Origin of the sequence: Gephyromycinifex aptenodytis (assembly GCF_012277275.1) — a bacterium.
GTDB lineage: Bacteria > Actinomycetota > Actinomycetes > Actinomycetales > Dermatophilaceae > Gephyromycinifex > Gephyromycinifex aptenodytis.
This window is the reverse complement of record NZ_CP051155.1, coordinates 3,113,991-3,131,886: the sequence shown is the minus strand read 5'-3', so window position 1 is coordinate 3,131,886 and position 17,896 is coordinate 3,113,991. Positions and strand designations below refer to the sequence as shown.

14 protein-coding genes are annotated in these 17,896 nt (G+C 67.2%); 9 read left to right on the top strand and 5 right to left on the bottom strand.

Features of this window, described 5'->3' with window-relative positions; translation table 11 throughout:
- Positions 1-82: 82 nt before the first annotated feature.
- Both meaB and G9V96_RS13465 read right to left on the bottom strand, forming a co-directional pair.
- Positions 83-1,045, bottom strand: coding sequence for a methylmalonyl Co-A mutase-associated GTPase MeaB (meaB, locus tag G9V96_RS13470; protein ID WP_168583492.1), 963 nt, complete (start codon positions 1,043-1,045; stop codon positions 83-85).
- 46 nt (positions 1,046-1,091) lie between these two features.
- Positions 1,092-2,303, bottom strand: a complete 1,212-nt coding sequence (locus tag G9V96_RS13465; protein ID WP_168583491.1) for an acetyl-CoA C-acetyltransferase — start codon at positions 2,301-2,303, stop codon at positions 1,092-1,094.
- A 123-nt stretch (positions 2,304-2,426) separates the two neighbouring features.
- Between G9V96_RS13465 and mce the strand changes: the two genes are divergently transcribed.
- From mce to G9V96_RS13450, 3 genes are all read left to right on the top strand, one after another.
- Positions 2,427-2,870, top strand: coding sequence for a methylmalonyl-CoA epimerase (gene mce, locus G9V96_RS13460; RefSeq protein WP_168583490.1), 444 nt, complete (start codon positions 2,427-2,429; stop codon positions 2,868-2,870).
- A gap of 211 nt (positions 2,871-3,081) precedes the next feature.
- Entirely contained in the window at positions 3,082-4,422 is a 1,341-nt protein-coding gene (ccrA, locus tag G9V96_RS13455) for a crotonyl-CoA carboxylase/reductase (RefSeq protein ID WP_168583489.1), read from the top strand.
- Positions 4,423-5,005: 583 nt separating this feature from the next.
- On the top strand, positions 5,006-7,207 hold the full coding sequence (locus G9V96_RS13450) for a hypothetical protein (protein ID WP_168583488.1): 2,202 nt from the start codon (positions 5,006-5,008) through the stop codon (positions 7,205-7,207).
- A gap of 86 nt (positions 7,208-7,293) precedes the next feature.
- Here G9V96_RS13450 and G9V96_RS13445 read toward each other — a convergent pair whose 3' ends face one another.
- Positions 7,294-9,069, bottom strand: a complete 1,776-nt coding sequence (locus G9V96_RS13445; protein WP_168583487.1) for a 3-hydroxyacyl-CoA dehydrogenase family protein — start codon at positions 9,067-9,069, stop codon at positions 7,294-7,296.
- Between the two features lie 124 nt (positions 9,070-9,193).
- Between G9V96_RS13445 and nucS the strand changes: the two genes are divergently transcribed.
- The 5 genes from nucS to G9V96_RS13420 all read left to right on the top strand — a co-directional run bounded on the left by nucS (position 9,194) and on the right by G9V96_RS13420 (position 14,489).
- Positions 9,194-9,898, top strand: a complete 705-nt coding sequence (gene nucS, locus G9V96_RS13440; RefSeq protein ID WP_168583486.1) for an endonuclease NucS — start codon at positions 9,194-9,196, stop codon at positions 9,896-9,898.
- Positions 9,899-10,048: 150 nt separating this feature from the next.
- Complete coding sequence (locus tag G9V96_RS13435) at positions 10,049-11,614, top strand: gamma-glutamyltransferase (RefSeq protein ID WP_168583485.1); 1,566 nt, start codon at positions 10,049-10,051, stop codon at positions 11,612-11,614.
- Positions 11,615-11,900: 286 nt separating this feature from the next.
- Complete coding sequence (locus G9V96_RS13430) at positions 11,901-12,575, top strand: ABC transporter ATP-binding protein (RefSeq protein ID WP_168583484.1); 675 nt, start codon at positions 11,901-11,903, stop codon at positions 12,573-12,575.
- 29 nt (positions 12,576-12,604) lie between these two features.
- On the top strand, positions 12,605-13,675 hold the full coding sequence (locus G9V96_RS13425) for an ABC transporter substrate-binding protein (protein WP_168583483.1): 1,071 nt from the start codon (positions 12,605-12,607) through the stop codon (positions 13,673-13,675).
- Entirely contained in the window at positions 13,644-14,489 is an 846-nt protein-coding gene (locus tag G9V96_RS13420) for an ABC transporter permease (protein WP_168583482.1), read from the top strand. Before G9V96_RS13425 ends, G9V96_RS13420 begins: the two co-directional genes overlap by 32 nt.
- A gap of 50 nt (positions 14,490-14,539) precedes the next feature.
- Here G9V96_RS13420 and G9V96_RS13415 read toward each other — a convergent pair whose 3' ends face one another.
- Positions 14,540-16,579, bottom strand: a complete 2,040-nt coding sequence (locus G9V96_RS13415; protein WP_168583481.1) for a protein meaA — start codon at positions 16,577-16,579, stop codon at positions 14,540-14,542.
- 142 nt (positions 16,580-16,721) lie between these two features.
- Between G9V96_RS13415 and G9V96_RS13410 the strand changes: the two genes are divergently transcribed.
- Positions 16,722-17,366, top strand: coding sequence for a cob(I)yrinic acid a,c-diamide adenosyltransferase (locus G9V96_RS13410; RefSeq protein WP_168583480.1), 645 nt, complete (start codon positions 16,722-16,724; stop codon positions 17,364-17,366).
- Positions 17,367-17,433: 67 nt separating this feature from the next.
- On the opposite strand, the gene G9V96_RS13405 is transcribed toward G9V96_RS13410, so the two are convergent.
- Complete coding sequence (locus G9V96_RS13405; RefSeq protein WP_168583479.1) at positions 17,434-17,892, bottom strand: DUF2550 family protein; 459 nt, start codon at positions 17,890-17,892, stop codon at positions 17,434-17,436.
- Positions 17,893-17,896: the final 4 nt, after the last annotated feature.

The following is a 17,896-nucleotide window of genomic DNA, read 5'->3' as shown; positions in this document are numbered from 1 at the left end:
CCCCGGCCCGCACGCGTCGACGCTCGGCACCCGGCGGAGAACCCGCGGGCGCCGAGCGTCGAGAGCGGACGGCTGCCCCAACTCAGACCAGGTCGGCCAAAATCGAGTCAGAGGCGCGATAGGGGTCACTCTGGCCGAGCGCGACTTGCTCGGCCAACTCATCGATGCTGTGCCTACCCCGCAGGTCGCCGATCCGAGAACGAAGCTCGCTCAACACGATGGCCTCGATCTCATCGGCCGCCCGCGCCTTGCGGCGCCGTTTGAGTTCACCGTTCTCACTCGTCCACGCGATGTGCTTCTCGATCCCCTCGAGGACCTCCTCGATGCCTTCCATCCGGTCGGCCTTGGTCTTCAATACCGGCGGACGCCACAAGCCAGGCTGGGCGCGATCCCCCAGGCTGATCATGTGCCGGATGTCGCGAACGGTGGCGTCGGCGCCGTCGCGATCGGCCTTGTTGACCACAAAGATGTCGCCGATCTCCAGGATGCCTGCCTTGGCGGCCTGGATGCCGTCGCCCATTCCGGGGGCCAGCAGGACCAAGGTGGTGTCAGCCATGCCGACGACCTCCACCTCGCTCTGCCCCACGCCGACCGTCTCGACGAGAACGACATCGCAGCCTGCCGCGTCCAGAACGCGCAGGGCCTGCGGCGTGGCCGAGGACAACCCGCCCAGGTGGCCGCGGCTGGCCAGCGACCGGATGTAGACCTCGGGGTCCAACGCGTGGTCCTGCATCCGCACCCGGTCACCCAGCAGAGCCCCGCCGGAGAACGGCGAACTGGGGTCTACCGCGAGCACAGCGACGCGCTTGCCCTGCTTACGAAAGGCCGTCACCAGGGCGTTGGTCATCGTCGATTTCCCGACGCCCGGGCTGCCGGTCAAACCGATGATGTGCGCGTGCCCCGTGTGCGGCGCGAGCGCCGTCATCACCTCTCGCAGTGCCGGATGTGCATCCTCGACCAGCGAAATCAGTCTGGCCACAGCGCGTGGTGCGCCGGCCCGAGCCGCCTCCACGAGCGCTGGAACGTCGACCTGACGGCGCGACATCAACGACCACCTTTCCCGACGGGCACAGCATCCAGGAGACGGACTCTCAGGCTTGGGGAACCCGCAGAATCAGCGCATCACCCTGACCGCCACCGCCACACAGCGAGACTGCGCCGACGCCGCCGCCGCGACGGCGCAACTCCAGAGCCAGGTGCAGTGCGATCCTGGCGCCGGACATTCCGATCGGGTGGCCCATGGCGATCGCGCCACCGTTGACGTTGACCTTTTCCGGGTCGATACCCAACTGGCGGGTGGAGGCGATGCCCACGGCAGCGAACGCCTCGTTGATCTCGACCAGATCCAGATCGGTGGGAGCGATACCCTCCTTGGCGCACGCCGCGACGATGGCGTTCGCGGGCTGGGACTGCAGGGTGGAGTCGGGACCTGCCACGTTGCCGTGCGCGCCGATCTCGGCGATCCACTCCAGCCCGAGCTCCTCGGCCTTGGCCTTGCTCATCACCACCACTGCGCAGGCCCCGTCGGAGATCTGCGAGGCGGTTCCGGCGGTGATGGTGCCGTCCTTGCGGAAGGCCGGGCGCAACTTGCCGAGCGTCTCAACCGTGGTGGCGGCCCGGACACCCTCGTCGGCCGAGACGATCACCGGCTCGCCCTTGCGCTGCGGCACCTCGACGGGAACTACTTCGTCAGCAAACAGGCCGTCCTGCCAGGCTTTGGCCGCCAGTCGGTGGCTGCGCGCTGCGAATGCGTCCTGTTCTTCGCGGCTGACCTCGACGTCCCCGCGGTTACCGTCCTCGGTGAGGTCGCCCATGCTCTGGTCGGTGAAGGCGTCCCACAGTCCGTCATGGGCCATGTGGTCACGCATGGTGACATTGCCGTACTTGAAGCCTGAGCGGCTCTTCTCCAGCAAGTGCGGGGCCTGGCTCATCGACTCCTGGCCACCGGCCACGATGACGTCGAACTCTCCGGCGCGGATGAGCTGATCGGCCAGGGCGATGGCGTCCACACCCGACAGACACACTTTGTTGATGCTCAAGGCCGGCACCGTCATCGGGATGCCCGCGTCGTTGGCGGCCTGACGTGCGGGAATCTGGCCGGCGCCGGCCGTCAGAACCTGCCCCATGATCACGTATTCGACCTGCTCCGGGGCGACACCGGCCTTTTGCAGAGCAGCTTTGATGGCGAACCCACCGAGCTGGGCTCCGGAGAAGCTCGATAGGCCCCCCAGGAGCCGTCCGATGGGGGTACGGGCTCCGGCGAGGAGAACACTGCTGGGGCGATCATTGCGGGGTGCGGACATGCTGAAGAACCTCCGGGTGTCTTCGGTGACAGGCCTCCACTCTAGAGGCCTTTGGTCCCCTTCGAAGGCGCCCGCTCTGGCGACTGTGCCCGCCGAAGCAAGCGGGGTCCTAGGCTGAGAGACATGACTGAACCTGTAGCCGGACTGTTCACCCACATCGACCACGTCGGCATCGCCGTCCGTGACCTCGACGAGGCAATCGCCTTCTACGAGGAGAAGTACGGAATGCGCATGGCCCATCGTGAGGTCAACGAGGAGCAGGGCGTCGCCGAGGCGATGATGGAGGTCGGTGACTCCACCTCCTGCATCCAGTTGCTCGCACCTCTCAACGAGAAGTCCACGATCGCCAAGTTCATCGACAAGAGCGGCGTCGGCATCCAGCAGATGGCCTACCGCGTCGAAAACATCGACGAGGTCTGCGCCACCCTCAAGGAGCGCGGACTGCGGCTGCTCTACCCCGAGCCCAAGCGCGGCACGGCCGGTAGCCGGATCAACTTCATCCACCCCAAGGACGCCGGCGGCGTTCTGGTCGAGCTGGTCGAGCCTTCGACCGAGGGCAGCCACTGAACTGCAATCGCTCGCACCTTTACCCGTCTCGGGCCCCGGACCAGCACGTCCGGGGCCCGAGACGCGTCCGGGCTGGTGATGAACCTCACCCGTGGGTCGCGTTCCCCGGACGGGTCGGTGCAGGAATCCTCACTAGTGACATTGAGCCTGCGCTTCGCCGTCCTGGCGGACCGGGATTCGTTCCGCACCACCTCGTGAAGGAGACCTGACCATGCACGAGATCCGAGAGGCCATCCTGTCCGGCGATCGTTCTGAAGCGACTTACGCCGGGCTGGCAGTTCCGGAGGCCTTCAGGGCCGTGACCGTCCACAAGGACGAGGTCGGAATGTTCGAGGGCCGCGCCAGCCGTGACAAGGACCCCCGCGAGAGCCTGCACATCGATGAGGTGCCGATCCCGGAGCTTGCCCCCGGTGAGGCGCTGGTGGCTGTCATGGCCAGTTCGGTGAACTACAACACGGTGTGGACGAGCATCTTCGAGCCGATGCCGACCTTCGGCTTCCTGGAGCGCTACGGCAAGCTGTCCGAGGCATCCAAACGCCACGACCTGCCCTATCACATCATCGGCTCCGACCTGTCCGGCGTCGTGCTGCGCACCGGGCCGGGCGTGCACTTGTGGAAGCCCGGTCAAGAGTGCGTGGCGCACTGTCTGTCGGTCGAGCTGGAACACCACGACGGGCACAACGACACCATGCTCGACCCGGAGCAACGGATCTGGGGCTTCGAGACCAACTTCGGTGGGCTGGCTGAGCTGGCCATCGTCAAGGCGAACCAACTCATGCCCAAGCCCGAGCACCTGACCTGGGAAGAGGCAGCCTGCCCCGGGCTGGTCAACTCCACCGCCTACCGCCAGCTCATTAGCAAGAACGGCGCGGGCATGAAGCTCGGTGACCGGGTGCTCATCTGGGGCGCCTCCGGTGGTCTTGGCTCCTACGCCACCCAGATGGCCCTGGCCGGTGGCGCCACCCCCATCTGCGTGGTCTCCTCCGCCGACAAAGCCGACATCTGCCGCAAGATGGGCGCCGAACTCGTCATCGACCGTCGCGCCAATGACTACAAGTTCTGGAACGAAGAAGGCACCAAGCAGAACCCGAAGGAATGGAAGCGCTTCGGCGCCGATATTCGTGAGCTGACCAACGGTCACGACGTCGACATCGTCTTCGAACACCCGGGCCGGGAGACTTTCGGCGCCTCGGTCTTCGTCACCCGCAAGGGCGGCACGATCGTCACCTGCGCCTCCACCTCGGGCTACATGCACGAGTACGACAACCGTTACTTGTGGATGAACCTCAAGCGGATCATCTCCAGCCACTTCGCGAACTACCGCGAGGCTTGGGAGGCCAACAGCCTCATCCGCCGCGGCCTCATCCACCCGACCCTGAGCAAGGCGTACAGCATGGACCAGGTCGGCCAGGCGGCCCTGGACGTGCACAGCAACGCCCACCAGGGCAAGGTCGGCGTGTTGTGCCTCTCCCCCGAGGAAGGGCTCGGTGTCTCCAAGCCGGAGCTGCGCGAAGCCAACCTGGAGGCGATCAACCGGTTCCGCAACGTCTGATCGAGTCGGCTCCACCCCGCCCCATCGGCCTCGCGACCGGTGGGGCGGCGCCACGTCCGGGCCTGGTCAGCCCGGCTGACGGCGAGCCCGATCAGGTGTCCTGGACGCGGTGTAGAGTTCACACATCTGCTGGTGGAGCGCCCCTTCGACCCGGTCAAGGTGGCACCTCCGCTCGGCCACTGTCGGGGGGAAACAATGGGTTGGAACGGTCAGCGGTACGCCCCGCGAGGTGGCCGACGCTCCCTGGCCTGCCAGCAGGGTGTGTGCCAGTGACGGCGATCATCCACCCCGCCGGCGCCCAGCCCGCTGTCGGGCCACACCACCACGTGCGCGATGGCGGACTCGAAACTCTGCTGACAGCCCGGGCACAGGTATCGTCGTCCGTCCGGGCGGCCGCGGACTCGGCGCACCATCCACACCACGCCCGCATACGTCTCGCGTCGTTGCGAGGGCGAGATCCGCTCTATATCGAGACCTCGCCCCTGTTCGCGGCGGCGGTTGGCTCGGGGCACCAGGACAGTGTCGCAAGAAGTGTTGATTCCCGGACCTCGGGTATCAGCGGTGGCTTAGGGAGGGAACACGGATGACGGGCCCGCAGAGTTTCGGCGAGCTCAGCAGGCGCGCTTTTGTTGCCGCCGGGGCGTTGGCGACCGGCGGGGTGGCGCTGAGCGCCTGCAGCGGGCCGGGAACTCCCGAACCGGCCCACACCAGCCGCCCGTCAGACACCCCGACGCCCATGGGTTCCTCTGCCGCTCCGCTGGATTCTTGGGCGCCCACCCCCCGAACCGTGGATGAGCTGCGCTGCGTGGCCAGGCAGGAAGGCGAGTCCCTCGTCCTCCACACCCGCTCGGGTCAGCGCCAGTTCTGGGCCGGGGTGACGCTGGGCTCGGCAATGCCGGGGCGCGCACCGCAGCGAATGAGCATCACGGCGGCGGAGTATCGACGCTGGCTGCCGATGATGGCCGACCTGGGGATTCGGGTCATCCGTTGCACCACGATCCACCCGCCGCACTTCTACGCCGAGCTGCTGCGCTACAACACCGAGAATCCTGACGCTCCGCTGTATCTGATCCAGGGAGCCGAGCTTCCAAGCAGCCTGCAGGGCGACCTGTTCGGCAGTGCCAACCAGGCAGTTGAGCAGATGATCACCGATGCCAGCGCCGCCGTGCACGGCACCCTGCGGCGGGCGAGCACCCGCGGCCGGGTCAGCGGCCAATGGAAGGCTGATGTCTCGGCCTGGGTCGCTGCCTGGATCATCGGCCCGCCGCTGGAACCGGCCGTGGTCAAGGCCACCGACGAGGGCAGCGGCCGCACCCACCGAGACGGCGCCAGCACCTATTTCTCGGCCACCAAAGAGGCCACCCCCACCGAACACTGGCTGGCGGCCCGGATGGATCAACTCGCCACGTTGGAGGCAGCCCACGGTCTCAGCGTGCCGATCGGGGTGGAGAACTGGCCGACCACCGACCCCTTGGTCCATCCCGAGGAGCCGGTCGCCCGCGAGGATCTTGTCAGCCTGGACCCCAACCACATCGCCACCTCCATCGCCTGGCCCGGTGGCGCCTTCGTGGCCTATGCGGCAACCCCGTACGCTCCCGACTTCCTGTTCCAGCAGCCCTCCTACAACACTGCCTCGGACGGGGATCCGTACGCGGCCTACCTGCGTGATCTAGCCACCCACCACGCGGGACGTCCGCTGCTCATCACCCAGGTCGGCGTGCCGAGCTCGATCGGCAGCGCCCGCCAGGCACCGCACGACCGGGACCTGGGCGACAACTCCGAGCAGGAAGCGATGGAGGTCAACGCCGAGCTGCTTCGCCTCTACTCCTCGCTCGGGTTGGCCGGCGGCATCCTGGCCTCGTGGAGTGACGACTGGAGCGCCCAGAGCTGGAACACCCAGGCCCGGCACGAGCCCGCCAAGGAGGCCTCGGCCACGTTGTGGCACGACCCGCTCACCGCCGCGCAATGGTTCGGGCTCCTGGCCCACGACCCTGCCCGGGCCGGCGCACGCACCGTGTACGAAGGTCCCAGCGAGATGCAGCGCATCGACGTCGACCACGACGCGGCCTATTTGTATCTGTCGTTCTACTTCTCGCGCCGGGTGACCTCACCGGTGGACATCGGCTTCGACCTGCTGCCCGGCTACGGCCTCGTGCTTCCCGGCGGCGGCGGTAAGAACGTCTACGACGTCGCCATCCAGGTCATCCCGACGATGAGCACCGCCACCTGCTTCATCCGCACCGCCCTGGACCCGGTGCGCCTCGACGGTTTGCCGGCCGAGTTCCTGCCGCAGCCCGGCAGTCGCGGTTGGAGCGAGCAGAGCCTGACCGTGGCCCGACCGATGAAGGTTCCCAACACCGACCGCGAGTTGCCTGCGCAGATGCAGCAGGTAGGCATCTTGTCCCTGGGGTCCTGGGATCCCAAGGACCCGGCCTTTGACTCGCGAGCCACCTGGTCGCTGGAGCGCCCGGACGCGGACGAGCCTGCCATGTTGAGTTTCCGGCTGCCCTGGTCGCTGTTGGCGCTGGCAGACCCGGCCGCCAAGGTGGGGCTGGTACCTCGCGGCGACGCCCCGACCGGGGTCCCGGTGAGCGTCATGAAGGGACTCATCGAGTCCAGCACCCCGGGTAGCCCCACCGAGTTCAGCGTGGAGTGGGACCCGTGGGAGTCGGTCACCTTCACCGAGCGGTTGAAAGCCGGCGTGGAAGTCCTCGCTACCGCGATCGAGGAGACGAGCAAGGCAGCCACCACCGCCCCGGCGACGGCGAGCCCGAGCACCTCCTGACCGCTGTCGACAGCCCAAGAAGGGCGAGTGGCTAGGCCACCCGCCCTTCTTGGGCTGCTTCGACGGTCAGCGCCGCACCTGAGCGCTCAGGCGTAGGTGCGGAAACCACGCTTGGTCTTGCGGCCGAGATAGCCGGCTTTCACCAGGTGCTCCAGCAGCGGAGAGGGAGAGAACCCGCGCTCCCGGAACTCCAGGTAGAGCTCGCGCTGGATGGCCAGCGAAACGTCGAGCCCGACCACATCAAGCAGTTCGAACGGCCCCATCGGATAGCCACAGCCTGCCTTCATCGCCAGGTCGATGTCGTCGGTGGTCGCGTAATGCGCCTCGAGCATCTTGACCGCGTCGTTGAGGTAGGGGAACAGCAGCGCGTTGACGATGAACCCGGAGCGGTCGCCACAGGAGACGGGGTGTTTCTTGAGCTTGCGGCACAGGTCCACCACCGTGGCGGAGACGTCGGGGGCGGTGGAGACGGTCGAGACCACCTCGACGAGCTTCATGACCTGCGCCGGGTTGAAGAAGTGCATGCCGATGACATCGGCGGGGCGCTGGGTCGACATCGCCACCTGGATCACCGGCAGTGATGAGGTCGTCGTGGCCAGGATCGCCCCCGGCTTGCAGATCTCGTCGAGGTTTTCGAACATCGCCTGCTTGATGGCCAGGTCCTCGGCGATGGCCTCCACGACGATGTCCACATCGCGCAGGTCTTCGAGGTTGGCGCTCGGGTGAGCCAGAGCCAGCGCTGCGTCGCGCGCTTCCTCGCTGAGCTTGCCGCGCTGTACACCCTTCTCCAGGCTCTTGGTGAGCTGGGCCATCGCGGCTTGGGCCTTGTCCTGGGAGCGTGCCACGAAGGTGACGTCGTAACCGGCCTTGACGAAGACCTCCACGATCCCCATCGCCATCGTGCCGTTACCGGCGACGCCGACCTTGGAGATCGGGCGGGTCTGTTGGCCTTCGATGGAGTTCGCTGCGCTCGCGGAGTCGGGGACAACGACCGAGGAACCCGGTTTCTCGTACGTGTAGAAGCCGCGTCCGGTCTTTCGGCCGAGCAGACCGGCGGCGATCATGTGCTTGAGCATCGGCGCCGGGGCGTGTAGGCGGTCGCGCCCCTCCTTGTACATCGTGTCCAGCACGGCGTAGGCGACGTCGAGACCGATGAGGTCCAGCAGGGCCAGCGGGCCCATCGGCAGGCCGCAGCCGTATTGCATCGCCGCGTCGATGTCTTCGCGTGAGGCGTAACGGTTTTCGTACATCGCGACGGCGTGGTTGAGGTAACCCAGCAGCAGCCGGTTTGCGATGAAGCCGGCCTGGTCGCCGACGGTGACCGGCTCTTTACCCAGGCGCTGGGCCAGCGCGGTGACGTCTTCGAGCACGTCGGGAGCAGTGATGACGGTTGCGATGATCTCGACGAACTTCTGCACCGGCGCGGGGTTGAAGAAGTGGAACCCGACGACCCGGTTGGGGTGCTCGGTAGCGGTGGCGATGTCGGTGACGGACAGGCTGGAGGTGTTGGTGGCCAGGATGGCCGCGTCCGAGACGATCGCGTCGAGCCGGGCGAAGATGTCGCGCTTGATGTCGAGCTTTTCGGGAACGGCCTCGATGATCAGGCCGCACTGGGCCACGTCCTCAAGATGCTCGCTGATCTGCACCCGATCCAGCAGAGCGCGCTGCTCCTCCTCGCTCATCTTGCCGCGTGCCACAGCACGATCGGTCGAGGCTTGCAGAATGCCCCGTCCGCGCTCTGCACCCGCAGCATCCATTTCCACCCCGACGACCTCGAGTCCGCTACGCGCGCAGACCTCGACGATTCCGGCGCCCATGGTGCCGAGTCCGACCACTCCGATTGTGCTGATGTCGCGAGCCATGCAGGGAGTCTGTCAAACCCGGTCGAGTCATGACACGGGCTACAGGCGCGAGTCAGGTCACACCGGTGCCACCGCGCGCGGGCGGCTTCGACCTGTCGTACCTACCCGTGAGAGAGTCCGCACTGTGCGTCTTGTCATTGCCTCCTGCAGCGTCGATTACGAAGGGCGCCTCGTGGCGCACCTACCGTTGGCAACCAGGCTGCTCATGGTCAAAGCCGACGGCTCTGTTCTGGTCCACAGCGACGGCGGCTCCTACAAGCCGCTGAACTGGATGTCGCCACCGTGCGCCATGGTGGAGATCGAACCGGACACCCTGGAGGCCGAAGCCGGCGTCGTGCGGGTCTGGGTCGTGCGCAACACCAAGAGCGATGACCGGCTGCGGGTGTTGATCCACGAGATCCTGCACGACTCCTGCCACGAGCTGGGTATCGATCCGGGGCTGGTAAAGGACGGCGTCGAGGCCCATTTGCAGGCCCTGCTCGCTGAGCACATCGCCACCTTGGGTGAGGGCTACCGCCTGGTGCGCCGCGAGTACATGACCGCCATCGGCCCGGTCGACATCCTGTGCCGCGACGCCGAGGGCGCCCATGTCGCCGTCGAGATCAAACGGCGCGGCGAGATCGATGGGGTCGAGCAGCTGACCCGCTACCTGGAGCTGATGAACCGCGACCCGCATCTGGTCGCCGCCGGTCCGGTACGCGGGGTTTTCGCTGCCCAGGAGATCAAACCCCAGGCACGAACCCTGGCCACCGACCGCGGCATCCGCTGCGTCAAGCTTGACTACGACGCGTTGCGCGGCTTGGACGACACCACCGATCGCTTGTTCTGAGCACACTTTCGGTTGCCATCAGCGCTTCCTCGGTTGGGATAGCGCTAGCAGGGGCGGGAGTGGCGTGGGGATGCCAGACTGAACGCCCGACCGCGAGCGGGAAGGCTGCCGAAGATTCCGCTCGCTGAACAGAATCCCCGAGGTGGATGCATGTCACGTCGTCACGTCGCTGTTGCCGGGCCGGCCCACGAGGCCGTGCAATCTGCCAAGTCCGTGGTCGAGATCGGTGGCAACGCCGTGGACGCCGCCGTCGCGGCGATCTGCACCGCCTGCGTCACCGAAGTGGGCATCGTCAGTCCGATGGGCGGGGCCTACATCAACATCTGGGCGCCGGGGCAGGAACCGCTGGTGCTGGACGGCAACGTGGAGATGCCCGGTCGCGGGCGCCCCAAAGAATGGTTCGGCGCCGGGGTACGGGACTTCTGGCTCGACTATTACGGCGGCCTACGTGTTTACGGCGGGCACGGATCGGTAGCGGTGCCAGGGATGTTCGCGGCCTTGGACGAAGCCTCGAAACGATGGGGTCGCCTGCCCTGGCGCGAACTGCTCCAACCTGCAGCCGACATCGCCCGGCAAGGCTGGCCGCTGGGGCCGGCGTGCGAGTACTACCTTCGGGCCAGCGCCGACAGCCTCTTCGCCTGGGACCCCCAGACCCACGAGTTCATGACCCAGAACGGCAGCCAGGGTTCCCCGAAACTGGGTGAGATGCTGCGCTCCCCCGACCTGGCTAAGTCCCTGGAAGCGATCGCCCGCGACGGCGCGCAGACCTTGTACACCGGAGAGCTGGCGCACGTCATCGCCGCCGACATGGATGCCAACGAGGGCCTGCTGTCCTTGGCCGATCTGGCGGCCTACCGCACCGCCGCGCGCCCCGCCGTGCGGGCCCGGCTCGGCGCGTGGGACATCGGGGTCAACCCCCCGCCCTCGATCGGCGGGCCGGTGTTGAGCGCCATGCTGCGGCTGCTCGCACATCGCCGAGAAACGAATGGGCACAGCGACATCATCGACATCATCGACATCCAGCATGCCGTCCTGAACTATCGGCGCGCCGCCATCGACGCCGCCGAGGACCTGGAGACAGCTGGTCGGGAACTGCTGGAGGCCGTGCAGGAACTCGGTCCTGACGGCCTCGCAGCCATCATCAGCTCGCCCGAGACAATCCACGTCTCGACCGTCGATGAGGACGGGCTGGCCTGTTCCATCACCACTTCGGCCGGGTACGGCTCCGGGCTGACCACTCCTGGCACCGGCCTGATGATGAACAACGCGATGGGAGAACCCGAACTCAACCGTCGCGGCCTACACGCGCTCCCCCCGGGAACACGTCTGGCCTCCAACATGACCCCCTCGACGGCGCGCCGCGACGACGGCTCGATGCTCGCCATCGGCAGCCCCGGCGCCGACCGGATCACCACCGCACTGTTTCAGGTGCTCGCCGGTATCTGCCTCGATGATCAATCGTTGCAGGCTGCGATCGAGCAGGCTCGTGCGCACGTGGCATTCGATGATGAGGGCAGCCCGCGGGTGGAGTTCGAGGACTTGGCGAGCATCTCCGACGGGGTGGCCCGGGCGGGGGCGACCCTAGGCCTTCCGACGGTCGGCCACGAAAAGGTCGGAATGTACTTCGGCGGGGTCGGCGCGGCCATGATGAGCGCCGACGGCGCCGTGCAAGCAGCTGGTGACCCGCGGCGAACAGCAGCGACCGGGGCCTGGTGAGCCGTCTGTCTCAGAATGGGCCAGATGTCTCCCGGCGCCCCCACCTCGCGCCCTGTTGATGAGGAGGCGGACGATCAAGGCCGGGCCTGATCGTCCGCCGCTGTCCGACGCCTGATCCGGAACGACACCTCAGACCTGCGCTTACTCACCCCTGCACGCCTCGACGCGCCCGTCGTGGCGACGACGCGACCCCTGGGTAACCCACGAAGATTGACCGACCCCATTAAGCACGATAAGTTCCTTACTAATTGTGTTAGGACCGGCTAACCTCGATGGGGGACTTGTCATGGGCGACGAGGTTCGGGCAAACGAGCAGCTGGTAGCTCACTCGATCCAGGTGAGTCGCCGAGAGTTGCTCCTGGTGGATGAGCTCGATCTCGCCCTGACCCCCGGGCAGACCTTGGCCCTGGTCGGCCCATCAGGAGCTGGCAAGACCTCCTTGCTGCGAACGCTTGCCGGGCTCTCCCCGCCCCAACACGGCACTGTCACTCGCCCAGCCGGGCGGATCGGCCTCGTCTTCCAAGAACCCCGCCTACTGCCCTGGCGCAGCGCGCTGGACAACGTTGCGCTCGCCCTGCACGGCCCACGCGAACAACGCCGCGCCACAGCTCGCACCTGGCTGCGAGGAGTCCATCTGGATGAGGCCGCCGCGAACCTGCGCCCGGCGCGACTCTCCGGCGGGATGCGCCAGCGGGTGTCCATCGCGCGGGCCCTGGCAATCGAACCCACGCTGGTCTTCGTCGATGAACCTTTTTCCGCCCTGGACCGCGCCTTGGCCGAAGAATTGCGCGCTGACCTGTCCAAGCTCCTCACAGCTCGACGCTGCATCACGGTCTGGATCACCCACGACCCCCGCGAGGCGCAGGAGATCGCCGACCTGACCCTCACCCTGTCCGGCCCCCCCACTGGCGCATGGACCCTGACGACATCGCCCGCCCCGAAACCTCTAGCCCTGCTCTGATCGACCTCGCTCATCCGAAAGAGAATTTCATGCCGACCCGTATCCCCACCATCACGACTGCTGCCCCCAGAGGCCTGCTGCTACGTAACCGAGGAATACCTGTCGCGCTGGCGGCGGCCGTGACACTGGTGATGAGCACCAGTTGCGCCGAGAGCGGAGCCAGCGAGGCCGACACCAGCCCCCAGGCGACACCGCAGTCGGCGCCGGTGCGCGTGCATTATCCCCGCGGGCTGTCCTTCGTCGCCCCCTTCGCCGTCATGCAGGAAAGCGCCGATCCCTCCAAGGTGACCTTCGATACCTGGGCCTCACCCGATGTGATGCGATCCCTGATCACCAGCGGCAAGAGCGACCTCATCGCCACCCCGTCCTACACCGGGGCGAATCTGCACAACAAAGGCGTCGACGTTCGCCTGTTGGCCGTCACCGTGTGGGGCAGCCTGCACCTCATCGGGCCCAAGGACGCACCGCCGGACTGGCAGTCCCTCAAGGGCAGCACGATCGTCACGTTCTTCAAGGGCGACATGCCCGACCTGGTCCTGCAATACCTGCTCCGCAAAAACGGTCTGACTCCGGGCAAAGACGTCACCATCGAGTACGTCAGCGAGCCCGCCGAGGTCTCTTCGGCGCTGGTCTCCGGTAAAGCCAGCTACGGCGTACTGCCGGAGCAGGCCGCAACGATGACGGTGAAGAAGGCGGGGGAAGCGGGGCGCGCCCTGACCTCCGTGATCGACATGCAAGCGGCATGGGCGAAAGCCACCGGCCAGTCGGAGCCACGCATGCCGCAGGCGGGCATCCTCGTCCGCGGGGATCTGCCGGAGAAGAACCCGCAGGAGCTGAGCGCCATCGCCAAGGAGATCGACGCGAGCATCGGTCGGCTCAACGCGGGTGATTCAGACGCGCTGCGCCTCGTCTCCGAGCGCAGCAAGGTGCCTCAGCCGCTGGTCACCTCCGTGATGCCGCGGCTCAACCTGGAGTACGTCCCGGCTAAGCAAGCACGTGCTGAGCTGGAACGTTTCTACACCGAGTTGGCCACCCTCGACCCGCAGATCATCGGCGGGAAACTCCCAGATGACGCTTTCTACCTCGACGACGTCCGCTGAGCCGGCGTCGCGGCAGGCTCCGGTCTCGCCCCGTCCGGCCTCGACCCTCGAGCAGGACAGCAACGAGCATGCCTCGCCGTGGCGGGTCGCAGCGGGCGCCGCGCTTCTCATCGGTCTGTGGCACCTCCTGAGCCGAGGGCAGGCTTCCATCGTCCTGCCCGGCCCGGCAGCGACCATGCAGGCGCTGGTCGAGTTGGCACGTTCCGGGCAGCTGGCGCAGCACCTGGGGGCGACCGCTGCACGGTGCGCGCTCGGAGTCGCCGCAGCTCTGGCGATCGGTATCCCGTGGGGCATCGCCGCCGGCACCAGCCGCACCATCGAGGATCTGGGCGAGGCCACCCTGCGCACCCTGATGGCAGTCCCGCCCATCCTTTACGTCGTACTGGCGATGATCTGGCTCGGGCCGGGGCCGAGCGCTGTGGTGGTGGTCTCGGTGCTGGTCGGTCTACCGCTCATGGTCATCACCACCTCCGGCGCGGTGCGGGGCATCGATCGGGACCTCGACGAGATGACCCGGGTCTTCGGCTTCTCGCGCGGTCGGCGACTGGCGCACCTGGTGCTTCCCGCGGTCGGCGGCCCCGTCCTGGCGGGGGTGTCCGTGCTTATCGGGCAGGCACTGCGAGTCACCGTGATGGCCGAGTTGCTTTCCGCCTCCAGCGGCGTCGGGCACGCCGTCGCCCTGTCTCGCGCCAACCTGCAGACGGAGACCCTCTTCGCCTGGGCCCTGGTGCTCACCGTGCTCGCGCTTGCGTTGCAGTACGCCCTCGTGGCACCGGCCACGCGCTGGGCGGCGCGCAGGCACGGAAACGACTAGGAGGGAGCGCCCGGGTGTCCGGGGCTCCCTCCTTGGTTGAGGCCCTGGCCTCAGTCCGCGTCCGGTTCCAAACCTTGGCGGCTGCGGATCGCGCTGACGATGTGCCCCATCGATTCGGTCAGGTCGTGGTGCTTGGGGGTGAAGACTTCGCAGACCCCCAGCGCGCGCAACCGGGTGACGTCACTCTCGGGGATGATGCCCCCGACGATGACGGGGATATCGCCGCCACCAGCGGCTTTGAGACCGTCCAGGATCTCGGGCACCAGTTCCATGTGCGAACCGGACAGGATCGAGACACCGACCGCGTGCACGTCCTCTTCGATAGCCGCCTTGACGATCTGCGCGGGGGTCAGCCGGATGCCCTGGTAGACGACCTCGAAGCCCACGTCGCGAGCGCGCACAGCCACTTGCTCCGCACCGTTGCTGTGCCCATCGAGCCCCGGTTTACCGACGAGGAAGCGCAGCCGCTGACCAAGTTCCTCGGAGGTCGCGTGCACGCGGTCACGCACCTGGGCGAGCCTGCTGCCGGTGGGCGCCTCGCCCACGCCGACCGAACCGGTCACTCCGGTGGGCGCCCGGTACTCACCGAACACATCACGCAACGCCTGCGCCCACTCCCCGGTGGTGACTCCGGCCCGCGCACAACGCAGCGAGGCCTCGACGAGGTTTACGTCGGGGAAGCTGGCGTCCGACTTCAGCCTCTCAATGGCGGCCTGCACCTCGGCCTTCTTCTCCGGATCAGAGTCACGCTCCTGGCGCCAGGTCCGCACCGCGTCCGCGGCGGCCTTTTCGACGTTGGGATCCACCGTCTGAATGGCCGTGTCGAGGTCTGCCGTCAACGGGCTCGGCTCGGTGCTGGTGAACTTGTTCAGGCCGACGATGATGTCCTCGCCGGACTCGATGCGCTGCCGACGTTCGGAGTGCGAGGCGACCAGGGCCTGCTTCATGTATCCGGTCTCCACCGCGGCGACGGCACCGCCCAGTTCGGAGATCTTGTCCATCTCGGCCTGTGCGCCGTCGATGATCTCGTTGACCTTGGCCTCGACGACCGCCGAACCGTTGAAGAGGTCCTCGTATTCGAGCAGGTCGGACTCGTAGGCCAGCACCTGCTGCAGCCGTAGACTCCACTGCTGATCCCACGGCCGAGGCAGGCCGAGCGCCTCGTTCCAGGCCGGCAGTTGCACCGCGCGAGCGCGAGCGTCCTTACTCAGCGTGACCGCCAGCATCTCCAGGACGATGCGCTGCACATTGTTCTCCGGCTGGGTCTCGGTCAGGCCCAGGCTGTTGACCTGCACGCCGTAGCGGAAGCGGCGGCTCTTGGTGTCGGTGACCCCGTAGCGTTCGAGGGTCAGCTTGTCCCACATGCGCACGAAGGCGCGCATCTTGCACATCTCTTCGACAAACCGCACCCCGGCGTTGACGAAGAAGCTGATCCGGGCAACGACGTCGCCGAACTTCTCCGGCGGCACCTCACCCCGGTCGCGTACCGCGTCCAGTACCTCGATCGCGGTGGCCATCGCGAAGGCCACCTCTTGCACCGGTGTCGCACCGGCCTCCTGGAGGTGGTAGCTGCAGATGTTGACGGGGTTCCACTTGGGGATGTTGTTGACCGTGTAAGCGATCATGTCGCTGGTCAGGCGCAACGACGGTGCTGGGGGAAAGACGTGGGTCCCCCGCGACAGATACTCCTTGATGATGTCGTTCTGCGTGGTCCCGGCCAGTGCCCGCACGGCGGCGTCCGGGTCTTCCCCGGCGGCCTCGGCCTGCTGGCGGGCGGTGACCTCATACATCGCCAGCAGCCACATCGCCGTCGCGTTGATGGTCATCGAGGTGTTCATCTGCGCCAGCGGGATCGAGTCGAACAGACTCTTCATGTCTCCGATATGCGAGATCGGCACCCCTACCTTGCCGACCTCCCCGCGCGAAAGCTCATGGTCGGGGTCGTAACCGGTCTGCGTCGGTAGGTCGAACGCTACCGACAACCCCGTCTGACCCTTGTCAAGGTTGCGCCGGTACAGCGCATTGCTCGCAGTTGCGCTGCTGTGCCCGGCGTACGTCCGCATCACCCATGGCTTGTCGCGTTCTCCCATAGCTAGGACGGTAGCCGTGCCTGCTCACCCATGGTGAGGGGCGCAAGGGGTGACTGACCTCACAGGGGGTGGCAGCCCGGCCTCGTGCACGCCGGGGGCCGCACAACGCCGCTGGAGTCGGCGGGTCTGAGACGATCAGCACATGGTCAACATCACCCGCGTCTATACACGCACCGGCGACGACGGAACGACAGCTCTGGGCGACTTCAGCCGCACCAGCAAGGTGGACCCGCGGTTGGAGGCTTACGCCGACGTTAACGAAGCCAACGCCGCTATCGGGATCGCTGTCGCGGCCGGGGACCTGCGCGACGACGTGGCGAAAACCCTGACCCGCGTGCAGAACGACCTCTTCGATGTCGGCGCCGACCTGTGCAACCCTCTGGCCGATGCCTACGAGTACCCGCCGCTGCGGGTGCAGCCGCAGTGGATCGAGGAGCTCGAGGCCGACTGCGATCGCTACCAGGAGGAACTGGAGAAGCTGCGCTCGTTCATCCTGCCGGGCGGGAGCGCCGGGTCGGCCTACCTGCACCTGGCCACCACGATCGTGCGCCGCGCGGAACGCTCCACCTGGGCTGCCATCGAGACCTATGGGACCGAGGCTGCGCCCGGGCGCAAGGACCCCGCGCACGACCCGGAGCACCCCGGTGGGGTCAATCCGATGACCGCCAAGTACCTCAACCGGCTCTCGGACCTGCTGTTCATCCTGGCGCGAGTGGCCAACCTGGGGCGCGGCGGCGATGTGCTGTGGCAGCCCGGGGGCGGCAGAGAAGAGAACCCCAAGAACTGAGCGGGTAGATCACGCGGCTGCCTCCTCCCGCGACGTCAGGACTGCGGCGGGGAAGCAGACCGGGTGATCAGGCCTGCACCGGCCAGCCGGACGGGGGGCAGGCCTCCACCCAGGCGCGCAGGGTGGTGTACGGCGCGGGGCTCAGCCCTAGTTCGGCCGGCACGTCCTCGCCTTCTGGGGTGGTGCCGCGCACCGGGACCCGCAGCACCTTGTCGATCACTGCCGACAGGGTGGTGTCCGGCTCCAGCGGTTGCGGCGTGCCCAGGTCGATCGAGCGGCGCACCCAGGTCTGGCTCGTCTTCGGGGTCAGACCCAACATCGGGTACCACTGCAGGGAGTCCGAGGAGAGCCGCAGCAGGCCGATCCGCCAGCGCGAAGCCGAATCGGGGCGCAGACCGCACACGACCACGTCAGCGCCGTGAGCGATCAGGCGGCGCCGGGTGAAGGTGACGGCGACAAAAGTTACGAGCGCGGTGAGAGCGAGGACGGCCAGTAGGCCCGCTGCGATCTCGACCGCGTGGAGCATCGCG

Bases quoted from the DNA above. Each gene is read 5' to 3' on its own strand.
- meaB (WP_168583492.1), bottom strand. From the start codon at position 1,045: ATGTCGCGCCGTCAGGTCGACGTTCCAGCGCTCGTGGAGGCGGCTCGG.
- G9V96_RS13415 (WP_168583481.1), bottom strand. From the start codon at position 16,579: ATGGGAGAACGCGACAAGCCATGGGTGATGCGGACGTACGCCGGGCAC.
- G9V96_RS13420 (WP_168583482.1), top strand. From the start codon at position 13,644: ATGACGCTTTCTACCTCGACGACGTCCGCTGAGCCGGCGTCGCGGCAG.
- ccrA (WP_168583489.1), top strand. From the start codon at position 3,082: ATGCACGAGATCCGAGAGGCCATCCTGTCCGGCGATCGTTCTGAAGCG.
- G9V96_RS13465 (WP_168583491.1), bottom strand. From the start codon at position 2,303: ATGTCCGCACCCCGCAATGATCGCCCCAGCAGTGTTCTCCTCGCCGGA.
- G9V96_RS13445 (WP_168583487.1), bottom strand. From the start codon at position 9,069: ATGGCTCGCGACATCAGCACAATCGGAGTGGTCGGACTCGGCACCATG.
- mce (WP_168583490.1), top strand. From the start codon at position 2,427: ATGACTGAACCTGTAGCCGGACTGTTCACCCACATCGACCACGTCGGC.
- G9V96_RS13430 (WP_168583484.1), top strand. From the start codon at position 11,901: ATGGGCGACGAGGTTCGGGCAAACGAGCAGCTGGTAGCTCACTCGATC.
- G9V96_RS13405 (WP_168583479.1), bottom strand. From the start codon at position 17,892: ATGCTCCACGCGGTCGAGATCGCAGCGGGCCTACTGGCCGTCCTCGCT.
- G9V96_RS13425 (WP_168583483.1), top strand. From the start codon at position 12,605: ATGCCGACCCGTATCCCCACCATCACGACTGCTGCCCCCAGAGGCCTG.
- G9V96_RS13410 (WP_168583480.1), top strand. From the start codon at position 16,722: ATGGTCAACATCACCCGCGTCTATACACGCACCGGCGACGACGGAACG.
- G9V96_RS13450 (WP_168583488.1), top strand. From the start codon at position 5,006: ATGACGGGCCCGCAGAGTTTCGGCGAGCTCAGCAGGCGCGCTTTTGTT.
- G9V96_RS13435 (WP_168583485.1), top strand. From the start codon at position 10,049: ATGTCACGTCGTCACGTCGCTGTTGCCGGGCCGGCCCACGAGGCCGTG.